The organism is Glaciecola punicea ACAM 611 (assembly GCF_000252165.1).
In the GTDB taxonomy this organism is placed as follows: Bacteria; Pseudomonadota; Gammaproteobacteria; order Enterobacterales; family Alteromonadaceae; genus Glaciecola; species Glaciecola punicea.
On the sequence record NZ_BAET01000012.1, the window covers coordinates 23,612 to 41,787 of the forward strand.

Sequence of the window (18,176 nt, forward strand, 5' to 3'; positions counted from 1 at the left end):
CATGAGTTTAGGTAGATTATGGACAGCACTGAAAGGCCATACCAACAAATCCCTTGAAGATGCTGCAGATTCACAGGCGCTGACTATTTTGGATCAGCAAATACGCGAAGCCAAAAAGGAAATTCAACTGTGTGGGCAAAGTCTTCATTCCATCGCAGCGAAGCGCAAAATGGCGCAAAACAAGATAGAATCTTATAATGCTGATATTGACAAATACAGCCAAAGCGCCGCTCAGCATGCTGAAACTAATCGTGAACTAGCGCTAGAGTGCGCCCAGCGCGTTGGTGAAATTGAAAACCTAAAGGCAAGTGAGCAGAAAATTTTAGACAGCTATATGAAGAACGAAGGCTCGCTTAAGTCAAACCTAGTCACGGCAAAAAACAATTTGCGTATGCTAGAACAGCAGGTTGATCAGGTGAAGGCCACTCAAGCCGTACAAAAAGCCCAAGTAGCAGCTTCTACTCATTTTGAGGGCGGCAACAGCAAGGTAAAAACCGCGCTAGACAGTCTAGAGCGTATCAAGCAAAAGCAGGCTGAAAGAGAAGCCGCACTTGACGCATCAGCTGAATTAGCAGAAATTGAAACAGGGGCAGACCTTGACAATAAGCTGCGCCAGGCAGGCGGCAGCGCCGGCGGCGGTTCAAGTGAAGATATGCTGGCGAAAATTTTAGCAGGCAAAAAGTAGCCATTTTTTATTCACATATCACCTGTGGTATTAAACGCTACACAACAAAAATCATACAGATGCGCCCAACATAATGTTGTCGGCGCATCTATACATTCAGTCATTCGATGAGATGCTGACATGGTCGATAATTTTGTTAATTTTATTTTCGCTAATTCGGCCCATACTGGCAACTAACTAATAAGTCGCGGAGCCACCACATGTTCAATTTTTTCAAGAAAAAACCACCACCAGTCCCCTCTATCAATAAACCCGAAGTGATGGGTCTTTGCGTGGGCTCTAGCTTCGATATTGATAAACTTGCTTTTCAACTGATTCTAGAAGAACTGGTTATTAGCGGCATTGCCGACACACAGCTCATTCAAGGGGCGGGTAGGGTCGACTTAGGCTCAAGTGTATTGCTACGTTTTTATACCGACGATGAAGCCTGGCTGCAGGTAGTGTGTGAAGGCGGCGAGCTAGAAGAAAACATCGTGGATGTGACTTTATTTCATTACTACGACACCCTACACGTTAACGCCGCTGAATGGGACGACATTTTGGCGAATAAAATTGGCGCGCCTACCTATTCGCTCGAGGGTAGGGAGTATGAGCGAGTATGGACGAGCATTGCCACTTATCATCCGCCGGTGGCGATGCAAGAAAAAACCTTTGATGACACTAATGACATTAGCGAAACCGACCAGTTTGTTATGCTATTTGAACGCGCGCTTAGCGATGGCTCTTTTGAGCAATTATATTTGTCTGGCGAAGAAAGCCTAAACGATAATAATCAGCTAGAAAGATGTTTAGTCATTAGCACTGGTGTTAAGCTAACGTCAACTCAAATTAGGGTGAACGGCTAAGCTGCTCATTTTAAAATCGTTTTACGCAAACAGCGTGTAAATACTAACACTCAATGGAAAATACTATGGAAAACTACAACTTACTAATTGGCATATCACATTTTGCCCTGTACTTCGGTATTGCAATTTTGTTTTTGATTATATTCAAAACCGTGTATGCGTGGATTACCCCGCATGCTGAATGGAAGCTAATTAAAGAAGACAAAAACACCGCGGCAGCGGTTGCCTTTGGTGGCGCAATTATTGGATTTTCTGCCGCGCTTGGGGGCGCAGTAAGTAACTCTCAAGGATTAATCGACTTTGCTATTTGGGGCGTTGTCGCGCTGCTGGCGCAAATTATTGCCTTTGCAATAGTACGATTCGTGTTTATGCCAAAAATAAGTACCCGAATTGAAAATAACGAAGTAAGCGCTGGCCTAGTGTTAGGCTCAACAAATGTTGCGGTTGGTCTAATTAACGCCGCTTGCATGACCTATTAAGGGAGGCTTGTATGAAACGATCTTCAATACTCGATTTATCGGCATTAAGAAAGCGCACGCGTATATTTGTGCTAGCGCCGATTTCTTTGGCGGTTATGGCCGGTTGTTCAGGTGGTGGACAAAATGAGCAGGTAGCTTTCGTTACTTCTGTTGACAACTGCGCTAGTAGCACCAAACTGTCGGTTATAGAGTGTCAGGCTGCCTATGAAGAAGCGGTAAAAGAAGCCGAGTCTACTGCCCCGCGTTATCAATATCAGCGCGATTGCCAAGCCGAGTTTGGCAATTGTGAAAACCGAGGGGGCTTTTTTGTACCCTTTATGGCCGGCTACATAGTGTCTAATATCGTCAGCGATTCGATGGAGCGTAAGCATAGATTCACCAACTCGCATCCATCTTATATGTATCGGGGGCCGGGCCAGTTTCGCAATAAAATAATGACCAGTGACGGATTTGTGGTGGGTTCGCCAGGGCAAAGCTCATATCGTGTGCCCAGAGATGCTTTGAAACCTAAACCTGCCGTTACGCGCACTATTTCACGTGGTGGTTTCGGGGCAACGGCGTCGGCTAAAAGCAACTGGGGCAGTTCAAGGGCCACTAGCAGAAGCAGTTCAAGAGGCTGGGGCGGCTAAATGCTGAGAGTTCCTTGTGATGAGCGCAAAAACTGGGAAGCTATGGCGCAGGAATTCGGGTTCAAGTTTCACACTATGTACGGTGAGAAATATTGGGACGAATCGGCTTACTATCAGTTTTCCCTTGCGCAAATTGAGCAAGGCATTGAAGCCCCAACTGCTGATATTCACCAAATGTGCCTAGCAGTTGTAGAGCAGGTGGTAAATAGTGACGAGTTGCTCACGCGTTTCGCTATTCCCAAGGCGCAGTGGGCGTTTGTGCGCAAAAGTTGGCAAGACGGCGACCCTTCTTTATATTCACGGCTCGATTTTGCGTATAACGGTGAAGGCTTTGCTAAGCTGTATGAAAATAACGCTGATACCCCCACCTCTATTTACGAAACGGGCTTTTGGCAGTGGATGTGGCTTGAAAACAAAGTAGACAGTAAGCTTTTAGGAAGGCACGCCGACCAGTTCAACTCCGTTCAAGAAAAACTAGTGAATCGGTTTAAAGAACTGCATGCTCTTAACCCCCAAAGGTATTTGCACTTTGCCTGTAGCAAAAATACCGAAGAAGATCGCGGCACCGTGCAGTATCTTGAAGACTGCGCTAAGGCAGCGGGTGTGCAAACCAAGTTTGTATATATTGAAGACATTGGCATAGACAAAGACAAGCAGTTTGCCGATCTAGACAACAATGTGATCACGTGGATGTTTAAGCTTTACCCTTGGGAGTTTATGTTTGAAGACGCCTACGGTGCACTATTAGGCCAACAAAATATACGCTGGCTAGAGCCGCCATGGAAATCCATTCTATCAAACAAAGCCTTACTGCCGATGCTGTGGAAACTGTTTCCCGATCATCCTAATTTATTGCCCTCGTTTTTTGAAGATGAATTACATTTAGTGCCCGATGACATGCTCTTGGTTAAAAAGCCAATTTTTTCGCGTGAGGGCGCAAATATTAGTTTTACCGATGCGCGTGGGAATGCTTTAGATGACAAGGATAATTCGGATGGTCCTTACGGTGAAGAGGGTTTTATTTATCAGCAAAAGTATTCACTGCCAGTGTTCGATGGCAATCACACGCTAATTGGTAGCTGGCTGATTGACGATCAGGCTGCCGGTATTTCAATGCGTGAAGACAACTACGCGATCACGCAAGATATGAGTCGTTATTTGCCGCACGTCATTTACTAAACACATCCTTGAGTTTACTTTTATCTTTTAAGTTTGTTCAACATTCGCGTTGAGTATAAGCAAGCATAAAAAAGCCCGACCAAACTGGCCGGGCAAAAGGAGCTTATAAAAAGCACCTAACGACAGAACTGCAGTGAATTACATTTGCGCTTACTTGACGATTGCCTGCATATCAGTCATGTAACCCCTCAAAACTTCACCAATTGACTCAACACCATGACTGCGAATGGCTTTGTTTATGGCCACTAATTTTGTGTTGTCTACGCAATTACTAGTAGTGCTTAAACCACCGCCAATGTGCTCTAAGGTAATCCGCGGCATTAATTTATCTTTTAACAACGGAATAGCAGCATTTGCGAATAAATAGTTACCGTATTCAGCTGTATCTGAAATAACTACGTTCATTTCGTACAAGCGTTTGCGCGAAATAGTGTTTGAAATAAGCGGTGTTTCGTGTAGCGACTCATAATACGCAGACTCAGGAAGTATGCCTGCGTCAACCATAACGTCAAACGCAAGTTCAACGCCTGTTTTAATCATAGCAACCAACAATATGCCTTTGTCAAAGAATTCTTGGTCTGAAATAGTGCCAGTATATACCGGTGCATTTTCAAATCCAGACTGTCCAGTTTCTTCGCGCCACTTAAACAGATTGGCATCGCCGTTGGCCCAATCTTGCATCATGTTGCGTGAAAACTCACCTGAAAGGATGTCGTCTTGATGTTTTTCAAACAGTGGGCGCATTAAATCGGTTAATTCTTCAGACAATTCAAAAGCGGCTACTTTTGCCGGATTTGACAGGCGATCCATCATGTTAGTGACGCCGCCAATTTTTAGTGCTTCGGTAATAGCTTCAAGGCCATACTGAATAAGTGCACCTGCATAGGCTGCATCGACGCCGTCGGCTACCATCTTTTCATAGGCCAAAATGGCCGCAGCCTGCTGCATACCGCATAAAATAGTTTGTTCGCCCATAAGATCTGATTTTACTTCTGCTACAAAACTGCTTTGTAAAACACCTGCTCGGTCACCGCCTGTCGCGCTAGCAAGTGCTTTTGCAATTTCAAGGCCTTCTCCCTGTGGGTCGTTTTCAGGATGAACCGCAATAAGGGTAGGCACGCCAAAACCGCGTTTGTATTCTTCGCGCACTTCTGTTCCAGGACATTTAGGTGCGCACATTACGACTGTAATATCGCTGCGAATTTGCTGGCCTTCCTCAACAATATTAAAACCATGAGAATAAGACAGCACTGCCCCTTTTCTCATTAAGGGCATTACCGCTTCAACGACACTTGCATGCTGTTTGTCGGGGGTTAAGTTATAGACTAAATCGGCATTTGGAATAAGGTTTTGATACGTGCCAACAGTAAAGCCGTTATCGGTGGCTCGCTTGAACGATTCTCTTTTTTCGTCTATGGCAGACTGCCTTAAAGCATAGCTTACCTTTAAACCTGAATCGCGCATATTTAAGCCTTGGTTAAGGCCTTGCGCCCCGCAGCCAACGATAACAATCGATTTTTCTTTGAGGATATCACAGCCTTTTGTGAATTCTTCACGCTGCATAAAACGGCACTGACCCAATTGGTCGAGCTGTTGGCGAAAAGCTAAGTTGTTAAAATAATTTGCCATGTGGTTTCCGAGCATTTAAGCATGCGTTAACGATAAAAAATGGTCTGCTACGATTCTTATCGTCATATTACGCTTATTGATTGTTTTATAAATTGAATTATTTGAAACTTAGTGTTTCAATATGTGAAACAGTTATCTTTTCTTACTTGATTCTGAAGCTGATGCAGCTTCAGAATCAATGGATGATACGCATATTTCACTCGCAAGTAAGCTTAAAAACAGTGGATTAAATACATTAAATGGATATAAAAACACTAAAACACTTTCAGCATTTAGCGTCTAGCTTAAGTTTTTCTCGAACAGCCGCGGCTATGTTCGTGTCTCCACCCACACTAACGCGCAGCATTATGCGCTTGGAGGACGAATGTGCTGCTTCACTATTTTTACGTGATAACCGCAATGTGCAGTTAACGCAAGCGGGACGAAAATTACTCGCGTTTGCCGACGATACCTTAGCAAAGTATCACCAATTAAAAAGTGAGGTGGCGCAGCAAAAAGATGCGCTCAGTGGTGAGCTGTCATTATATTGTTCAGTGACCGCCGCGCAAACCTACTTGCCCAAAATACTCGACAGCATGCGCAAGCTATACCCGCTTGTCGACATCAAACTAGACACCGGTGATCATGAACTTGCGCTAAGGCGGATAAGTGACGTGCAGCATGAGAACGCGGCCGACTTAGCCATTGCTATTCACACCCCTGACTTTCCAGCCCACATACATTTTCAGCCCATAGACACAGTGCCCTTAACCTTAATTGTGCCCGCTACTATGGATGTGAACAGTATTAATGATATAAGTTGGCAAGCGTCGAACGTGATCATGCCTGCGCGCGGGCCCTCTAGGCGCATTGTTCACCATTGGTTTGCTGAACAAAATATTCGTCCGCGTGTCTATGCGAAGGTATCGGGTAACGAGGCTATTGTCAGCATGGTTTCATTGGGGCTAGGCATTGGCTTTGTGCCACGCTTGGTGCTAGAAAACTCAACGGCTAAAAACAAAGTGAATAGTATCGCAGTAGACAACATTGAGCCCTATCAGCTTGGGCTTTGTTTTCTAAAAGAGCGCTCAAACGAACCTTTACTAAAAACGATCAGCCAGTTGTTTTCGCGCTAAGATTTACATTTTATAACTAGATCTCATGAGTAAGGCTTAATTTCCCGCCAGCTGCTTTAATAATTTGTCAAAGTTACGGTACGATAATGCTTCGGCTATGTGCTGTTTTTGAATATCGATACTTGTTTCTAAATCAGCAATTGTTCTGGACACTTTTAGAGTGCGGTGGAATGCTCGCATTGACAGTCCAAGCGCGTCAATTGCGTGAGTAATAAACTGCTGATTTACTTTAGATAATATCGCAAATTCAGCCAGCGTTTTGTTAGTTAAACCTGCATTTAAAGTCCCTTGGCGCGCAAACTGTAGCTGTTGGGCTTTTGATACCAGCTTTTTAATGTGGGCGCTTGTGTGCGCTTTGGCATTTTCAGCTTTGCTGCTACGTTGCGTGCCCTTGGTGCCTAAAGCTTTGCTTATATCTACTCGCGGTACATGCACCTGTAAATCTATACGGTCAAGTAAGGGGCCTGAAATTTTATTCAAATAGCGCAATATTTGGTCGTCGTTTGAGCGCTGATCGTCCACATCACCGGTAGGACTTGGGTTCATGGCTGCAATCAGCTGAAAGTCTGCAGGGTAGGTCATTTTATGCTTGGCTCTTGACAGATTGATTTCACCCGTTTCTAGGGGTTCACGCAAAACGTCGAGAACATGGCGTCCAAACTCTGGCAACTCGTCAAGGAAAAGTACCCCTTTATGCGCCAACGTTATCTCACCGGGCATCGGGTAACTGCCACCGCCCACCAAGGCCGCCGCTGAACTTGAGTGGTGGGGTTGGCGAAAAGGTCGCCGACGCCAGTTGTCAGCGGATACTTGTTCACCCACTATTGAGCGAATTGAGGCTACCGTGAGCGCATCTTGCTCGGGTAATTCTGGAAGTATAGACAGTAATCGATTTGCCAGCATACTTTTGCCCGTACCAGCGGGGCCAAAAAGTAGCATATTATGGCCGCCTGCCGCACAAATTTGCAAGGCTCGCTTGGCATGCTCTTGTTCAATGATGTCGGCAAGATCGCCATATTTCTCAAGGTTGTGGTCAAGTGAAATATCAGCGTCTCGCACTTGCGCACGTTCCAGCATTTGCTTGTCAATTAAATGCAGATACACACCCCATAAATGCTTTGCTGATAGCACGTGAGCTTTACTGACTAAGGCGGCTTCTTGCGCGTTTATTTCAGGCAATATTAATTTTCGACCCGACTTTGCGGCGGCAAAGGCCATGGGTAATGCGCCCTGCACGCTGCGAAGATCGCCAGACAATGCAAGTTCCCCAACAAATTCATAGGCCTCTAAACAGCCAGCACCTAAGGCTTCGCTGGCACAAATAATACCAATGGCAATCGCAAGATCGAATCTTCCGCCGCCTTTAGGTAAATCAGCAGGGGCCATGTTAACCGTAATGCGCTTACTTGGGAATTCAAACCCAGCATTAATCATAGCGCTGCGAACTCTATCGCGCGATTCTTTCACGGTAGTTTCAGGTAAACCCACAAGGTGAAATCCGGGTAAGCCATTACTTAAATGCACTTCTATGGTGACAAGGGGCGCGTCAATCCCTAAGTTAGCGCGGGTATATACAACAGCAAGATCCATATGCTTTTCTGGTCTGTTTTGAGTACGCACATAATGCGATTTACCTATAAGATAAGCTACTGTCCTTCGGTAGCGTTTTTCTATTGTCCTTTGTGCTTGCGTTACAATGTGATTAGAGGCAGACTCTTGCGGCAACCATTACATGAGTACATAGCACACGCTGTTGAGCATATTTACGAATCAACTATTACGCGATAAGAGAATGCCATTGTCTACACAAACACTATCTTCCCCCCCGTCAAACTATGAGTATTTAATTAAGATCCTCAAAGCCCCTATTTACAATGCCGCTGTAGTGACAGACTTGAATAGACTGGCGACCCTGTCAAGCGCTTTGGGAAATGAGGTGTATTTAAAGCGTGAAGATCAGCAGCCCGTAAAATCGTTTAAACTACGCGGTGCCTTTAACTGTATGTCACAGTTGAACGAGCAGCAAAAAGCCGCTGGTGTGGTGGCAGCCTCAGCGGGCAACCATGCGCAAGGCGTCGCCTATGCAGCGAAAGCAATGAATATAAAAGCTACCATTGTAATGCCAGATACAACGCCTGAAATTAAAGTAAATGCGGTACGCACTTTCGGAGGCAAGCACATTAACGTGGTGCAATACGGTACCAGTTACGATCAGGCAAGTGCACATGCGCTGATGCTTTCACAGCGCCATGGCTTTACCATGATACCGCCCTTTGATCATCCCGATGTGATTGCCGGACAAGGTACTATTGCAAAAGAAATGCTAGAACAGTTAAGTGATTTTGATTATCTATTTGTGGCCGTAGGCGGCGGCGGCCTAGCCGCAGGGATGGCAGTTTACTTGAAGCAAATAAAACCCAGTATCAAAATTATTGGGGTTGAATCTGACCAGTCAGCTTGTTTGTCCGCGGCGCTTGCGGCTGGAAAACCCGTTACTTTGCCCCAAGTTGGTATTTTTGCTGACGGTGTAGCGGTCAAAACAATTGGCGAGGAGCCATTTAGGTTGTGTAAGCAGTATTTAGACGGCGTAATGACGGTTACTAACGACGAAATTTGTACCGCTATTAAAGATATTTTTGATGATACGCGCGTAATAGCAGAGCCTGCAGGCGCGCTTTCTGTGGCTGCAATCCGCAAGTTCTGCCGTGAAAATGATGTAAAAAATAAACGCCTAACCGGTATTCTATGCGGTGCTAATATAAACTTTCACACTCTTCGATATGTGTCCGAACGATGTGAATTAGGCGAGCAAAAAGAAGCAGTTTTTGCGGTAAATATCCCTGAAACTAAAGGTGCGTTTAAGTCTTTTTGTAGTCTGTTGGGCGGCATTGTTATTACAGAATTTAACTATCGCTTCAATGCACGCACCCAAAGTGTTGGGGAATCAGCCACCGGCAGCGCCCAGATTTTTGTTGGTGTAAAGCTGCGAAACGGTGCGTCTGAATATCATGAGCTACTTAAAAAGCTCGATGATAACGGCTATACGTACTGTGATCTTTCGCAAAATGAACTGGCCAAGCTGCATGTAAGGCACATGGTGGGCGGGCGTCCTCACCAAAAAATAGACGAAAGTATTTTTAGTTTCTCATTCCCAGAATATCCTGGTGCGCTGATGCACTTTTTGAATACCCTTGGCGAATCGTGGAATATTACTTTATTTCATTATCGCAATCACGGGGCGGCGCAGGGCCTTGTATTAGCTGGCTTTGAGATTGGAGAGCAGCAGCGATCCAGTTTCCAAGAGTACCTCGACAAGCTCGATTTCGAGGTGCAAGAGCATAAAGACGATCCTGCCTATACTTTCTTTTTATCTAGTAAAGGCTAATGCGATTATTTAGAAGACGGTTAACGTCATTTATAAATCCGCTAGTTTGGCTAAATAAGTCATCGCAGATGTCCGCGATTATTACATTGTCTATAAGCGTTCCAAATGCTGCACTATTTCAGGCCATACCAGCGGCATAATAGCGTGTTTTAAGACTAAACTTGACTCTGAAAATTCTAAACTACCATCTTCACGGCTGTGCACATGTTTGTTTTCACGCAGCGCGTTTACAAAGGAGGCCAACACGTTTTTATCGTAAAACTCAGGCGAGTGCATGCCAAACAAAGAAGACAAACGCTCAGCTACATCGGTAGACTGTCGCTCAAGTTGGGCACGCGCGATGATTTTTTCAGACTCCAGCACGCTCAGCACTACCGCATAGCGCTGCCAAGTTTCCTGCATACTTCGGCTTAATAGCCACGCGCTGTGAAATTTAGGTGAGCTTGGTTCAACCGGGGCTAAGTATTTGCCATTTTGCACCAGCATGCCGCAGGTCTTTAAATAGATAACCAACTCTTCAATATATACGACCACTTCGTCATGGCTAAAGTACATGAAAAACTCGCGTTTCAGAATTGGGTACAACTGCTCAACAAGACTCAATAAAGCGGTTCTGGTGAGGTTTCGATGAGCAAAAGCGGCAGCCATTATTAAGCTAGGCAACGCAAACATATGTAAAATGTTATTTCGGTAGAATGTCAGTAGCACGGCATTATCTTGTTTAGGAGACACCATTAGGCCGTATTTATCTTCGCTTTGTTGAAATCTGTTTAAGGCAAGCGTACGCTCTACTAAATATTCAGCGTCTTGGGTGGGAAACGTCGCGTCTGCGCTATAGGGGTTGGCTTTGAATAGACTCAGATAATCATCAATAGCGTTTATCAGATCATCTTTACTCATGACATGCGTTTTTGATGACAACAAACAAAGCGCTAGCAAGGCAGTGCCATTTAAGGCCGCATTTTTATTAATTATTGCCATTATATCGTTGGCTAACACATTCACTGTAGGCGTAAGCCACGTTGGTTTCTTTTCATCATCGCTTATGTCGTCGCGCCAATCGGGTACTTGTTTGTCTAAAAACTTATGTAGGGAAATAGGCTCGCCAAAGTTAACATAGCCATGGCCATAGTTTTTAAGCTTACGAATGGCAGAGAAAACTTGTGTATTTGACTCTTTCTTTTTTCCCTTTCCCTTGAGTTCTTTCTGGTAACTTTTTACTTCCATTACGTGCTCGTAACCTAAGTAAACCGGTACCACAGACACCGGACGATTCACGCCTTTAGTGACCGCTTGCAACGTCATAGCGAGCATGCCTGTTTTAGGTGGTAGTAATCTACCGGTACGACTTCTTCCCCCTTCTGGAAAGTATTTCACCGAATAGCCTTTGTTGAACAAAAGCTCTAAGTATTCTCTGAAAATACTGCTGTAAAGCTTGTTGCCTACGAAGCTACGGCGCAGGAAAAATGCGCCACAGCGTCTAAAAATGGGTCCAGCAGGCCAAAAATTTAAGTTGATACCGGCGGCAATGTGAGGGGTAACCAAGCCTTCTTGATAAATAACGTAGGTCAGTAACAAATAGTCCATATGGCTTTTATGGCAGGGTACGTAAATAATTTCATGTCCGTTGGCGGCTAATTCACGCACGCGTTCAGCGTGCTTGACTTCAATACCGTCGTAGATACGGTGCCAAATGCGTGCCAGCAGTCTTTCTCCAAGGCGCACTAGGCCCTCGCGATAGTCTGCAGCTATTTCATCTACGTATTTCTTCGCTTGTTTACGGGCTTTTTGGGGGGAGATGTTTTTGTTGGCAACTTCATCTTCAATGGCTTGTTTTACGCCCCTTGCGCCTAAAATAGAGTTGTATAACTCTTGACGTTCAAGCAGCGTTGGTCCTGATAATACCTGGCGTTTACGCTGAAAGTGTGTGCGCGCTACGCGGATTAATTTATGTGCTATCTGTTGATCGCTGCCGCTTAGCGATGCCATTTGTCTTGTTGAAACAGGCTTTGAGTAACTGACAAAATTATCGCGGCCAAAAAATAGCACAATGAAACTTTTACGTAGCCAGTTTGGCGACGCTTTTGAGGCGATTAGCTGAGCCCAACCCGATTTACCTTTACCCGCCGAGCGTCCCCAGGAAATGAAAACGGGAATAAGCTGAACATCTAGATCGTCATATTGCCGGTGGTATTGAAACATCTCGGTAAAATTATCTTCAATAGTGGTGGGCTTTACTTTGCGCGTAAAGATGTTTTGCGGTCTATTGAGATAGTAGCTTCGTTTATGCTCGTGATCCACCAGCGCAAGTTTTTTACGTGGACTGGGAAGGCCAAGAAACGCAGTTGATTTTTCAAGCGCTATCGAGTCGGTGAATGATTTTGTTTGCAGTAAATATACAATAGGCCTGGTTTTGTCGATGCCAAGTTCATTTTCTAAGTCTGAGGGTATACTTTTTACTTTGACCAGCCAGCCGATTGGTTTGGTCAAGAACGAGCGTAAAAACGAGGCCATCCAATTCATAAGTACTCCATAACTAAGGCGGATGCAGCGGGATGAAAAAGCAAATTTCACTGCGGTTTTCTATATTTTGCGAAAATTTTGTTGTAATGTTAGCACGAAGATCCTTAATGTAATCAGCATTTGTCTCATTCGATGGGTATATTGCGCTATGCTGTGATATGGCATTACCGTTTACATCAAATAGACAAATACTTGTTGCTAAAACACTGTTTGTGGATATACTCACATCTACTGTATAGAAAAACAGGCTGTTTATGCGTCCACTAACACCAAGGCAACAGCAAGTTCTAGAACTTGTAAAACGTACTATGATAGACACGGGAATGCCGCCTACACGAGCGGAAATCGCGCGCGAGTTAGGTTTCAAATCTGCTAACGCTGCAGAAGAGCATCTTAAAGCGCTCGCTAAAAAAGGCGTTATTGCAATTTTACCAGGGACGTCTCGCGGTATTAAGTTAAACGTAGAGCTTGAGGATCCCATTGAAGATGGCTTGCCATTAATTGGTCAAGTTGCTGCCGGTGAGCCTATTTTAGCCCAAGAACATGTTGAATCTAGATTTAAATGCGACCCTACCATGTTTACTCCTCGCGCCGACTTCTTGTTACGCGTGAAAGGTGAAAGTATGAAAAACATTGGTATAATGGACGGCGATCTGCTGGCTGTGCACAAAACAGACCAAGTTAACAATGGTCAGGTAGTGGTTGCACGCGTTGACGAGGACGTAACGGTTAAAAGGTTCGAGCGTAAAGGTAGCGAAATTTTGCTACACGCTGAAAACGACAGTTTTCCACCTATTCGTGTGGATCTTGCATCCCAATTTTTTACTATTGAGGGTTTAGCCGTAGGCGTAATACGCGATCACGTGGACTTGTAACCTACTCAGGAATTGACAAAAAGGTTCACTTCACAATGCCATTTGAGGGCCCGTAATAATAAACGGGCCCTTTTTTTTGCGTCTACTTTTTGAACAGTTCGGAAAATACGATGATTAGCAGCAAATAAAAAGATAAAAAACTAGACTAACGACGCCATTTGAACGATTATTGTCCTGTAATTAACAAAAATTATACAAATTACTTACTTAAAATTAAACTTGTTTCTACAAAAATGAAAGCGCCGCTTCGGTTAAAAAAGTTTTCATTAGCTGTAAACATAGGGGGAGTGTTAGCGTGAAGTTCAGCAGTTTTATCTCTTATATGTCCGTGCTTTTAATTGTGTGCTTAAGCTTTGCGGCGCAAGCGATAGATACAGGCCGGTCAAATTTAAATATGCGCCCCGGCGTATCCGGTATTAGTAACCAAGTCTATGATTTGCATATGCTTATGTTCTATGTGTGCATCGCAATAGGGGTGGTTGTGTTTACCTTTATGTTTTATTCGATGGTGGTCCATCGCAAATCTAAAGGGGCTAAAGCCGCTAATTTTCACGAAAATTTAACGGTGGAAGTGGTCTGGACAATCGTTCCCTTCGTTATTTTGATATTCATGGCCGTACCAGCGGCTTACACGCTGATAGATATGGAAGACGTCAGCAAACCTGATGTAACAGTGTTAGTCACCGGTTCGCAGTGGAAATGGCACTATAAATACATGGACAACGATGTTGAGTACTTTTCGGTTCTGGCAACAGAGCAAGGTCAAATACGTAACCAGTTAACAAAAACCCAAAACTATCTCCTAGAAGTAGACCGTCCCCTAGTTATTCCCACGGGTAAGAAAATCAGATTTTTAATCACCTCAGACGATGTTATCCACTCTTGGTGGATGCCTGACTTTGCCATTAAAAAAGATGCCAACCCAGGTTTCATCAACGAAGCGTGGACAAACGTAAACTCGCCTGGCGTTTACCGAGGACAATGCGCTGAGCTTTGCGGTAAAGACCACGGCTTTATGCCCATTGTGGTAGTCGCGAAAGAGCCCGCGCAATATGACGCGTGGGTAGCAGAGCAAGAGGCCATCGCGCAGCGTGCTCGTGACGAAGAACAGCGCTTGCTGTCTATGAACATGAGCATGGATGAGCTTATGAGCCAGGGTGAAAAAGTATATGGTGCCGTTTGCGCAGCCTGCCACATGCCAAACGGTGAGGGGTTACCCGGTGTATTTCCGGCGCTTAAAGGTTCTGCTCTTGCGCTTGAGGACATTCCCGGACATATCAGAATTATCGTTGAAGGCAGTCCAGGTACCTCAATGGCATCATTTGCTAAACAACTAACAATGTCAGAAATAGCGGCGGTAGTCACCTATGAGCGTAACGCTTGGGGTAATGATACTGGCGATATTGTGCAAGCAAAAGACATTAACGCAATTATGTATGGTAAGGAATAACAATGGTTAGCACAACTGATACAACCCATTCGGGCGACCACGACGCTGATACTCAAGACCACGTTGCTAGCGATCATATTGATGATCATCACCACCACGAGGCGCCATATGGTATATCGCGTTGGTTACTCACTACGAACCACAAAGACATAGGCACTCTATATTTGTGGTTCGCATTCATTATGTTTTTGGTGGGTGGGGCGATGGCAATGGTCATTCGCGCTGAACTATTTCAGCCAGGCCTGCAAATTGTAGAACCTAACTTCTTTAATCAAATGACCACCGTTCACGGATTAATAATGGTATTTGGCGCAGTAATGCCGGCCTTTACCGGCTTGGCTAACTGGATGATACCCTTGATGATTGGTGCGCCTGACATGGCCTTGCCACGCATGAATAACTGGAGCTTTTGGATTTTACCTTTCGCGTTCTTAATATTGCTTTCTTCTTTGTTTATGGAAGGCGGTGGTCCCGCATTTGGTTGGACCTTTTACGCACCTTTATCAACTACTTATAGTAGTGACAGCACCGCCTTGTTTGTATTTTCTGTGCACATAATGGGGATCAGTTCAATTATGGGAGCCATTAACGTCATTGTTACCATATTTAATATGCGTGCTCCTGGCATGACCTATATGAAAATGCCTCTGTTTGTATGGACATGGCTCATTACCGCATTTTTACTTATAGCAGTAATGCCAGTGTTAGCCGCGGCGGTGACCATGGTCTTAACCGATAAGTTCTTTGGGACCAGCTTTTTTGATGCGGCCGGCGGTGGAGATCCAGTCCTGTTCCAGCACATTTTCTGGTTTTTCGGACACCCTGAAGTGTACATAATGATATTGCCAGCCTTTGGTATTATTTCGCAAATAGTGCCTACTTTTTCACGTAAAAAATTGTTCGGCTACGCGTCGATGGTTTACGCGACCGGTGCAATCGCCTTATTGAGCTTTATTGTTTGGGGTCACCACATGTTTACAACGGGTATGCCTGTGGAGTACGAGATCTTCTTTATGTTTGCCACTATGCTAGTTTCGGTGCCAACTGGAGTGAAAGTGTTTAATTGGGTGGCTACTATGTGGCGCGGCTCAATAAGCTTTGAAATTCCCATGATGTTTGCTATCGCCTTCATCGTCTTATTCACCATTGGCGGTCTGTCAGGCTTAATGCTTGCGATAGTGCCAGCGGACTTTCAGTATCACGATACATACTTTGTGGTTGCGCATTTCCACTATGTGCTGGTTACTGGGGCCATTTTCTCAATTATGGCAGCTGTTTATTATTGGTTGCCAAAGTGGACCGGTAAGATGTTCGATATTACCTTAGCAAAATGGCATTTCTGGTGTTCGCTTGTGTCGGTAAATGTGTTGTTTTTCCCTATGCACTTTGTCGGCTTAGCGGGTATGCCACGGCGTATTCCTGATTATGCGCTGCAGTTTGCTGATTTTAATAAATGGATTTCAGTCGGAGGCTTCGCATTTGGTTTATCACAGCTAATTTTCTTAGCGCTTATTATAAAAGCGTGTCGTCACCAAGGTGAGTCAGTGTCTAGCCAAGTGTGGGATGGAGCAGAAGGTTTAGAGTGGGAAATTCCTTCACCAGCGCCCTATCATACCTTTGAAACGCCACCAATAGTGAGGTAGGAGCTTTATATGCAAGATAATAAACATGATGATGAAGTAGATAAAAGTGCCCATGCTGGGGTAAGAACGCCGTTAGACCATACAAAAACGGTGAATAAAATCTTATTGCTCGTTGCTGGCATGTTTTGCTTCGCTTTTGCCTTAGTGCCGCTATACGACGTTTTTTGCAAAGTGACTGGCATTAATGGCAAAACAAACACCGAGGCTGCCGTATACACAGCCACCGATATTGACGAAACGCGCACTATTACGGTAGATTTTATTACTCGCACTAACTCAGGTATGCCGTGGGAGTTTACTGCACAAACGCGTAAGATTGATGTACACCCTGGGCAAATGAACGAAGTTGCTTTTTACGTTCGAAACCCAACAAACCGCGATATTATCGCGCAAGCGGTGCCTTCTGTGTCGCCTGGCACTGCCGCTTTATACCTCAACAAAACGGAGTGTTTTTGTTTTCAGCATCAGCCTTTAAAGGCAGGCGAAGAAGCGCTTATGCCCATGGTATTTTATGTTGATCCGCAACTACCCGAAGATATAACATTTTTTACCTTGCAATATACGTTATATGACATTACCAGAACGGTTGATAAAGATACCGTCGATGTAGCGATGAATTAAGGAAGGAAGCACAATATGGCTGAAGAAGAATACCAAAAATACTACGTACCCGCACAAAGCGTTTGGCCCATTGTAGGCGCAGTTGCTTTGTTTTTAATTGCGGTAGGCGCGGGTAATTTCATTATTGAATCAACCAGAGATAAAGATGGCTACGGTGCTTACACACTTATTGCTGGATTAGGTTTGCTGCTGGTAATGATCGTAGGGTGGTTTAAAAACCAAATTGATGAGTCAATGTCAGGCTTGTATAGCGCGCAGTTAGGTCGCTCTTATCGTCAAGGTATGGCATGGTTTATTTTTTCTGAGGTGATGTTCTTTGCGGCCTTTTTTGGTGCGCTTTTTTATGCGCGAACCATATCAGTACCCTGGTTAGGCGGCGCTTCTAACAATGCAATGACCAATGAAGTGTTGTGGCCAACGTTTGAAGCTGTGTGGCCTTTACTTACCACGCCCGGTGGCGATACCTCTACTCAAATGGGCTGGTTTGGTCTACCACTTGCCAATACGATTATTCTGCTTATCTCATCAGTGACTTTGCACTATGCCCACACGAGCCTAGAAACCGATAAGCGCAATTCGGTTAAAATTTGCTTAGGTTTAACGATATTGCTAGGCGTAATATTTTTAGGGTTACAAGGATACGAGTATATTCACGCCTACGATATTGGTTTAACGCTCGATTCAGGTGTGTACGGCAATACTTTCTTTTTACTCACTGGGTTTCACGGGCTGCATGTTACCTTAGGTACTGTCATTTTAATGGTCTTATTTTTCAGAGTAGTTTGGGGCCATTTCACCCCTAAAGAACATTTTGCATTTCAGGCCGGTGCTTGGTATTGGCACTTTGTTGACGTCGTGTGGGTAATGCTATTTTTCTTTGTTTATATTCTATGATTTAGTAAGGTCGCGGGTTGGGTGTTATTACGCCCGTGGCAAGTGCTAGCAGTAGAAGGGCGACAATTATGACCGACACCAGCACTCTTCGTCCTATAAATTTGCTCATGGGCACGTTAGGGTCATTTTTAAGCATTATCATCATGGCGCGACATAAATTGTACACCATGAATACAAGTAAACCTGAAACAATAATTTTTATAGCCATTGTAATCCCGTTTTTA

Annotated in this window: 16 protein-coding genes; 12 read left to right on the forward strand and 4 right to left on the reverse strand. The window is 44.5% G+C overall.

From position 1 onward, the window contains the following. The first annotated feature begins 1 nt into the window (after nucleotide 1). From GPUN_RS05720 to GPUN_RS05740, 5 genes are all read left to right on the forward strand, one after another. Complete coding sequence (locus tag GPUN_RS05720) at nucleotides 2-685, forward strand: PspA/IM30 family protein (RefSeq protein ID WP_006004366.1); 684 nt, start codon at nucleotides 2-4, stop codon at nucleotides 683-685. Nucleotides 686-885: 200 nt separating this feature from the next. Continuing rightward, entirely contained in the window at nucleotides 886-1,530 is a 645-nt protein-coding gene (locus GPUN_RS05725) for a YjfK family protein (RefSeq protein ID WP_006004368.1), read from the forward strand. Between the two features lie 65 nt (nucleotides 1,531-1,595). After that, nucleotides 1,596-2,009 (forward strand): DUF350 domain-containing protein, encoded by a 414-nt coding sequence (locus tag GPUN_RS05730; RefSeq protein WP_006004370.1) that lies wholly within the window; start codon nucleotides 1,596-1,598, stop codon nucleotides 2,007-2,009. 11 nt (nucleotides 2,010-2,020) lie between these two features. After that, nucleotides 2,021-2,638, forward strand: coding sequence for a DUF1190 domain-containing protein (locus GPUN_RS05735; RefSeq protein ID WP_006004372.1), 618 nt, complete (start codon nucleotides 2,021-2,023; stop codon nucleotides 2,636-2,638). Beyond that, entirely contained in the window at nucleotides 2,639-3,817 is a 1,179-nt protein-coding gene (locus GPUN_RS05740) for a glutathionylspermidine synthase family protein (RefSeq protein WP_006004375.1), read from the forward strand. It abuts the gene before it with no gap. A gap of 150 nt (nucleotides 3,818-3,967) precedes the next feature. On the opposite strand, the gene ilvC is transcribed toward GPUN_RS05740, so the two are convergent. Then, nucleotides 3,968-5,446 carry a ketol-acid reductoisomerase gene (ilvC, locus tag GPUN_RS05745; protein WP_006004378.1) on the reverse strand — a complete coding sequence of 493 codons (1,479 nt, stop codon included), beginning with the start codon at nucleotides 5,444-5,446 and terminating at the stop codon, nucleotides 3,968-3,970. Between the two features lie 239 nt (nucleotides 5,447-5,685). Here ilvC and ilvY point away from each other — a divergent pair, with 239 nt between their 5' ends. Next, nucleotides 5,686-6,561 (forward strand): HTH-type transcriptional activator IlvY, encoded by an 876-nt coding sequence (gene ilvY, locus GPUN_RS05750; RefSeq protein WP_006004380.1) that lies wholly within the window; start codon nucleotides 5,686-5,688, stop codon nucleotides 6,559-6,561. A 36-nt stretch (nucleotides 6,562-6,597) separates the two neighbouring features. On the opposite strand, the gene GPUN_RS05755 is transcribed toward ilvY, so the two are convergent. Further along, nucleotides 6,598-8,151, reverse strand: coding sequence for a YifB family Mg chelatase-like AAA ATPase (locus GPUN_RS05755; RefSeq protein ID WP_040520429.1), 1,554 nt, complete (start codon nucleotides 8,149-8,151; stop codon nucleotides 6,598-6,600). 202 nt (nucleotides 8,152-8,353) lie between these two features. Between GPUN_RS05755 and ilvA the strand changes: the two genes are divergently transcribed. Beyond that, the gene (gene ilvA / locus GPUN_RS05760; RefSeq protein ID WP_051987297.1) at nucleotides 8,354-9,946 is read left to right on the forward strand and encodes a threonine ammonia-lyase, biosynthetic; all 1,593 of its coding nucleotides are present in this window, start codon (nucleotides 8,354-8,356) and stop codon (nucleotides 9,944-9,946) included. A gap of 90 nt (nucleotides 9,947-10,036) precedes the next feature. Here ilvA and plsB read toward each other — a convergent pair whose 3' ends face one another. Next, a complete protein-coding gene (plsB, locus tag GPUN_RS05765; protein ID WP_006004386.1) occupies nucleotides 10,037-12,469 on the reverse strand; it encodes a glycerol-3-phosphate 1-O-acyltransferase PlsB in 2,433 nt (810 codons plus the stop codon). Between the two features lie 254 nt (nucleotides 12,470-12,723). Between plsB and lexA the strand changes: the two genes are divergently transcribed. From lexA to GPUN_RS05790, 5 genes are all read left to right on the forward strand, one after another. After that, nucleotides 12,724-13,344, forward strand: a complete 621-nt coding sequence (gene lexA, locus GPUN_RS05770; RefSeq protein ID WP_006004388.1) for a transcriptional repressor LexA — start codon at nucleotides 12,724-12,726, stop codon at nucleotides 13,342-13,344. A gap of 322 nt (nucleotides 13,345-13,666) precedes the next feature. Next, nucleotides 13,667-14,794, forward strand: a complete 1,128-nt coding sequence (coxB, locus tag GPUN_RS05775; protein ID WP_040520447.1) for a cytochrome c oxidase subunit II — start codon at nucleotides 13,667-13,669, stop codon at nucleotides 14,792-14,794. A 2-nt stretch (nucleotides 14,795-14,796) separates the two neighbouring features. Next, nucleotides 14,797-16,437 carry a cytochrome c oxidase subunit I gene (ctaD, locus tag GPUN_RS05780; protein ID WP_006004391.1) on the forward strand — a complete coding sequence of 547 codons (1,641 nt, stop codon included), beginning with the start codon at nucleotides 14,797-14,799 and terminating at the stop codon, nucleotides 16,435-16,437. A gap of 9 nt (nucleotides 16,438-16,446) precedes the next feature. Then, nucleotides 16,447-17,058 carry a cytochrome c oxidase assembly protein gene (locus GPUN_RS05785; RefSeq protein WP_006004393.1) on the forward strand — a complete coding sequence of 204 codons (612 nt, stop codon included), beginning with the start codon at nucleotides 16,447-16,449 and terminating at the stop codon, nucleotides 17,056-17,058. A 15-nt stretch (nucleotides 17,059-17,073) separates the two neighbouring features. Further along, nucleotides 17,074-17,952 carry a cytochrome c oxidase subunit 3 gene (locus tag GPUN_RS05790; protein ID WP_006004396.1) on the forward strand — a complete coding sequence of 293 codons (879 nt, stop codon included), beginning with the start codon at nucleotides 17,074-17,076 and terminating at the stop codon, nucleotides 17,950-17,952. A 1-nt stretch (nucleotide 17,953) separates the two neighbouring features. Here the strand turns inward: GPUN_RS05790 and GPUN_RS05795 are convergent, their stop codons facing one another. Continuing rightward, nucleotides 17,954-18,160, reverse strand: a complete 207-nt coding sequence (locus tag GPUN_RS05795; RefSeq protein ID WP_006004398.1) for a DUF2909 domain-containing protein — start codon at nucleotides 18,158-18,160, stop codon at nucleotides 17,954-17,956. Nucleotides 18,161-18,176 lie beyond the last annotated feature (16 nt).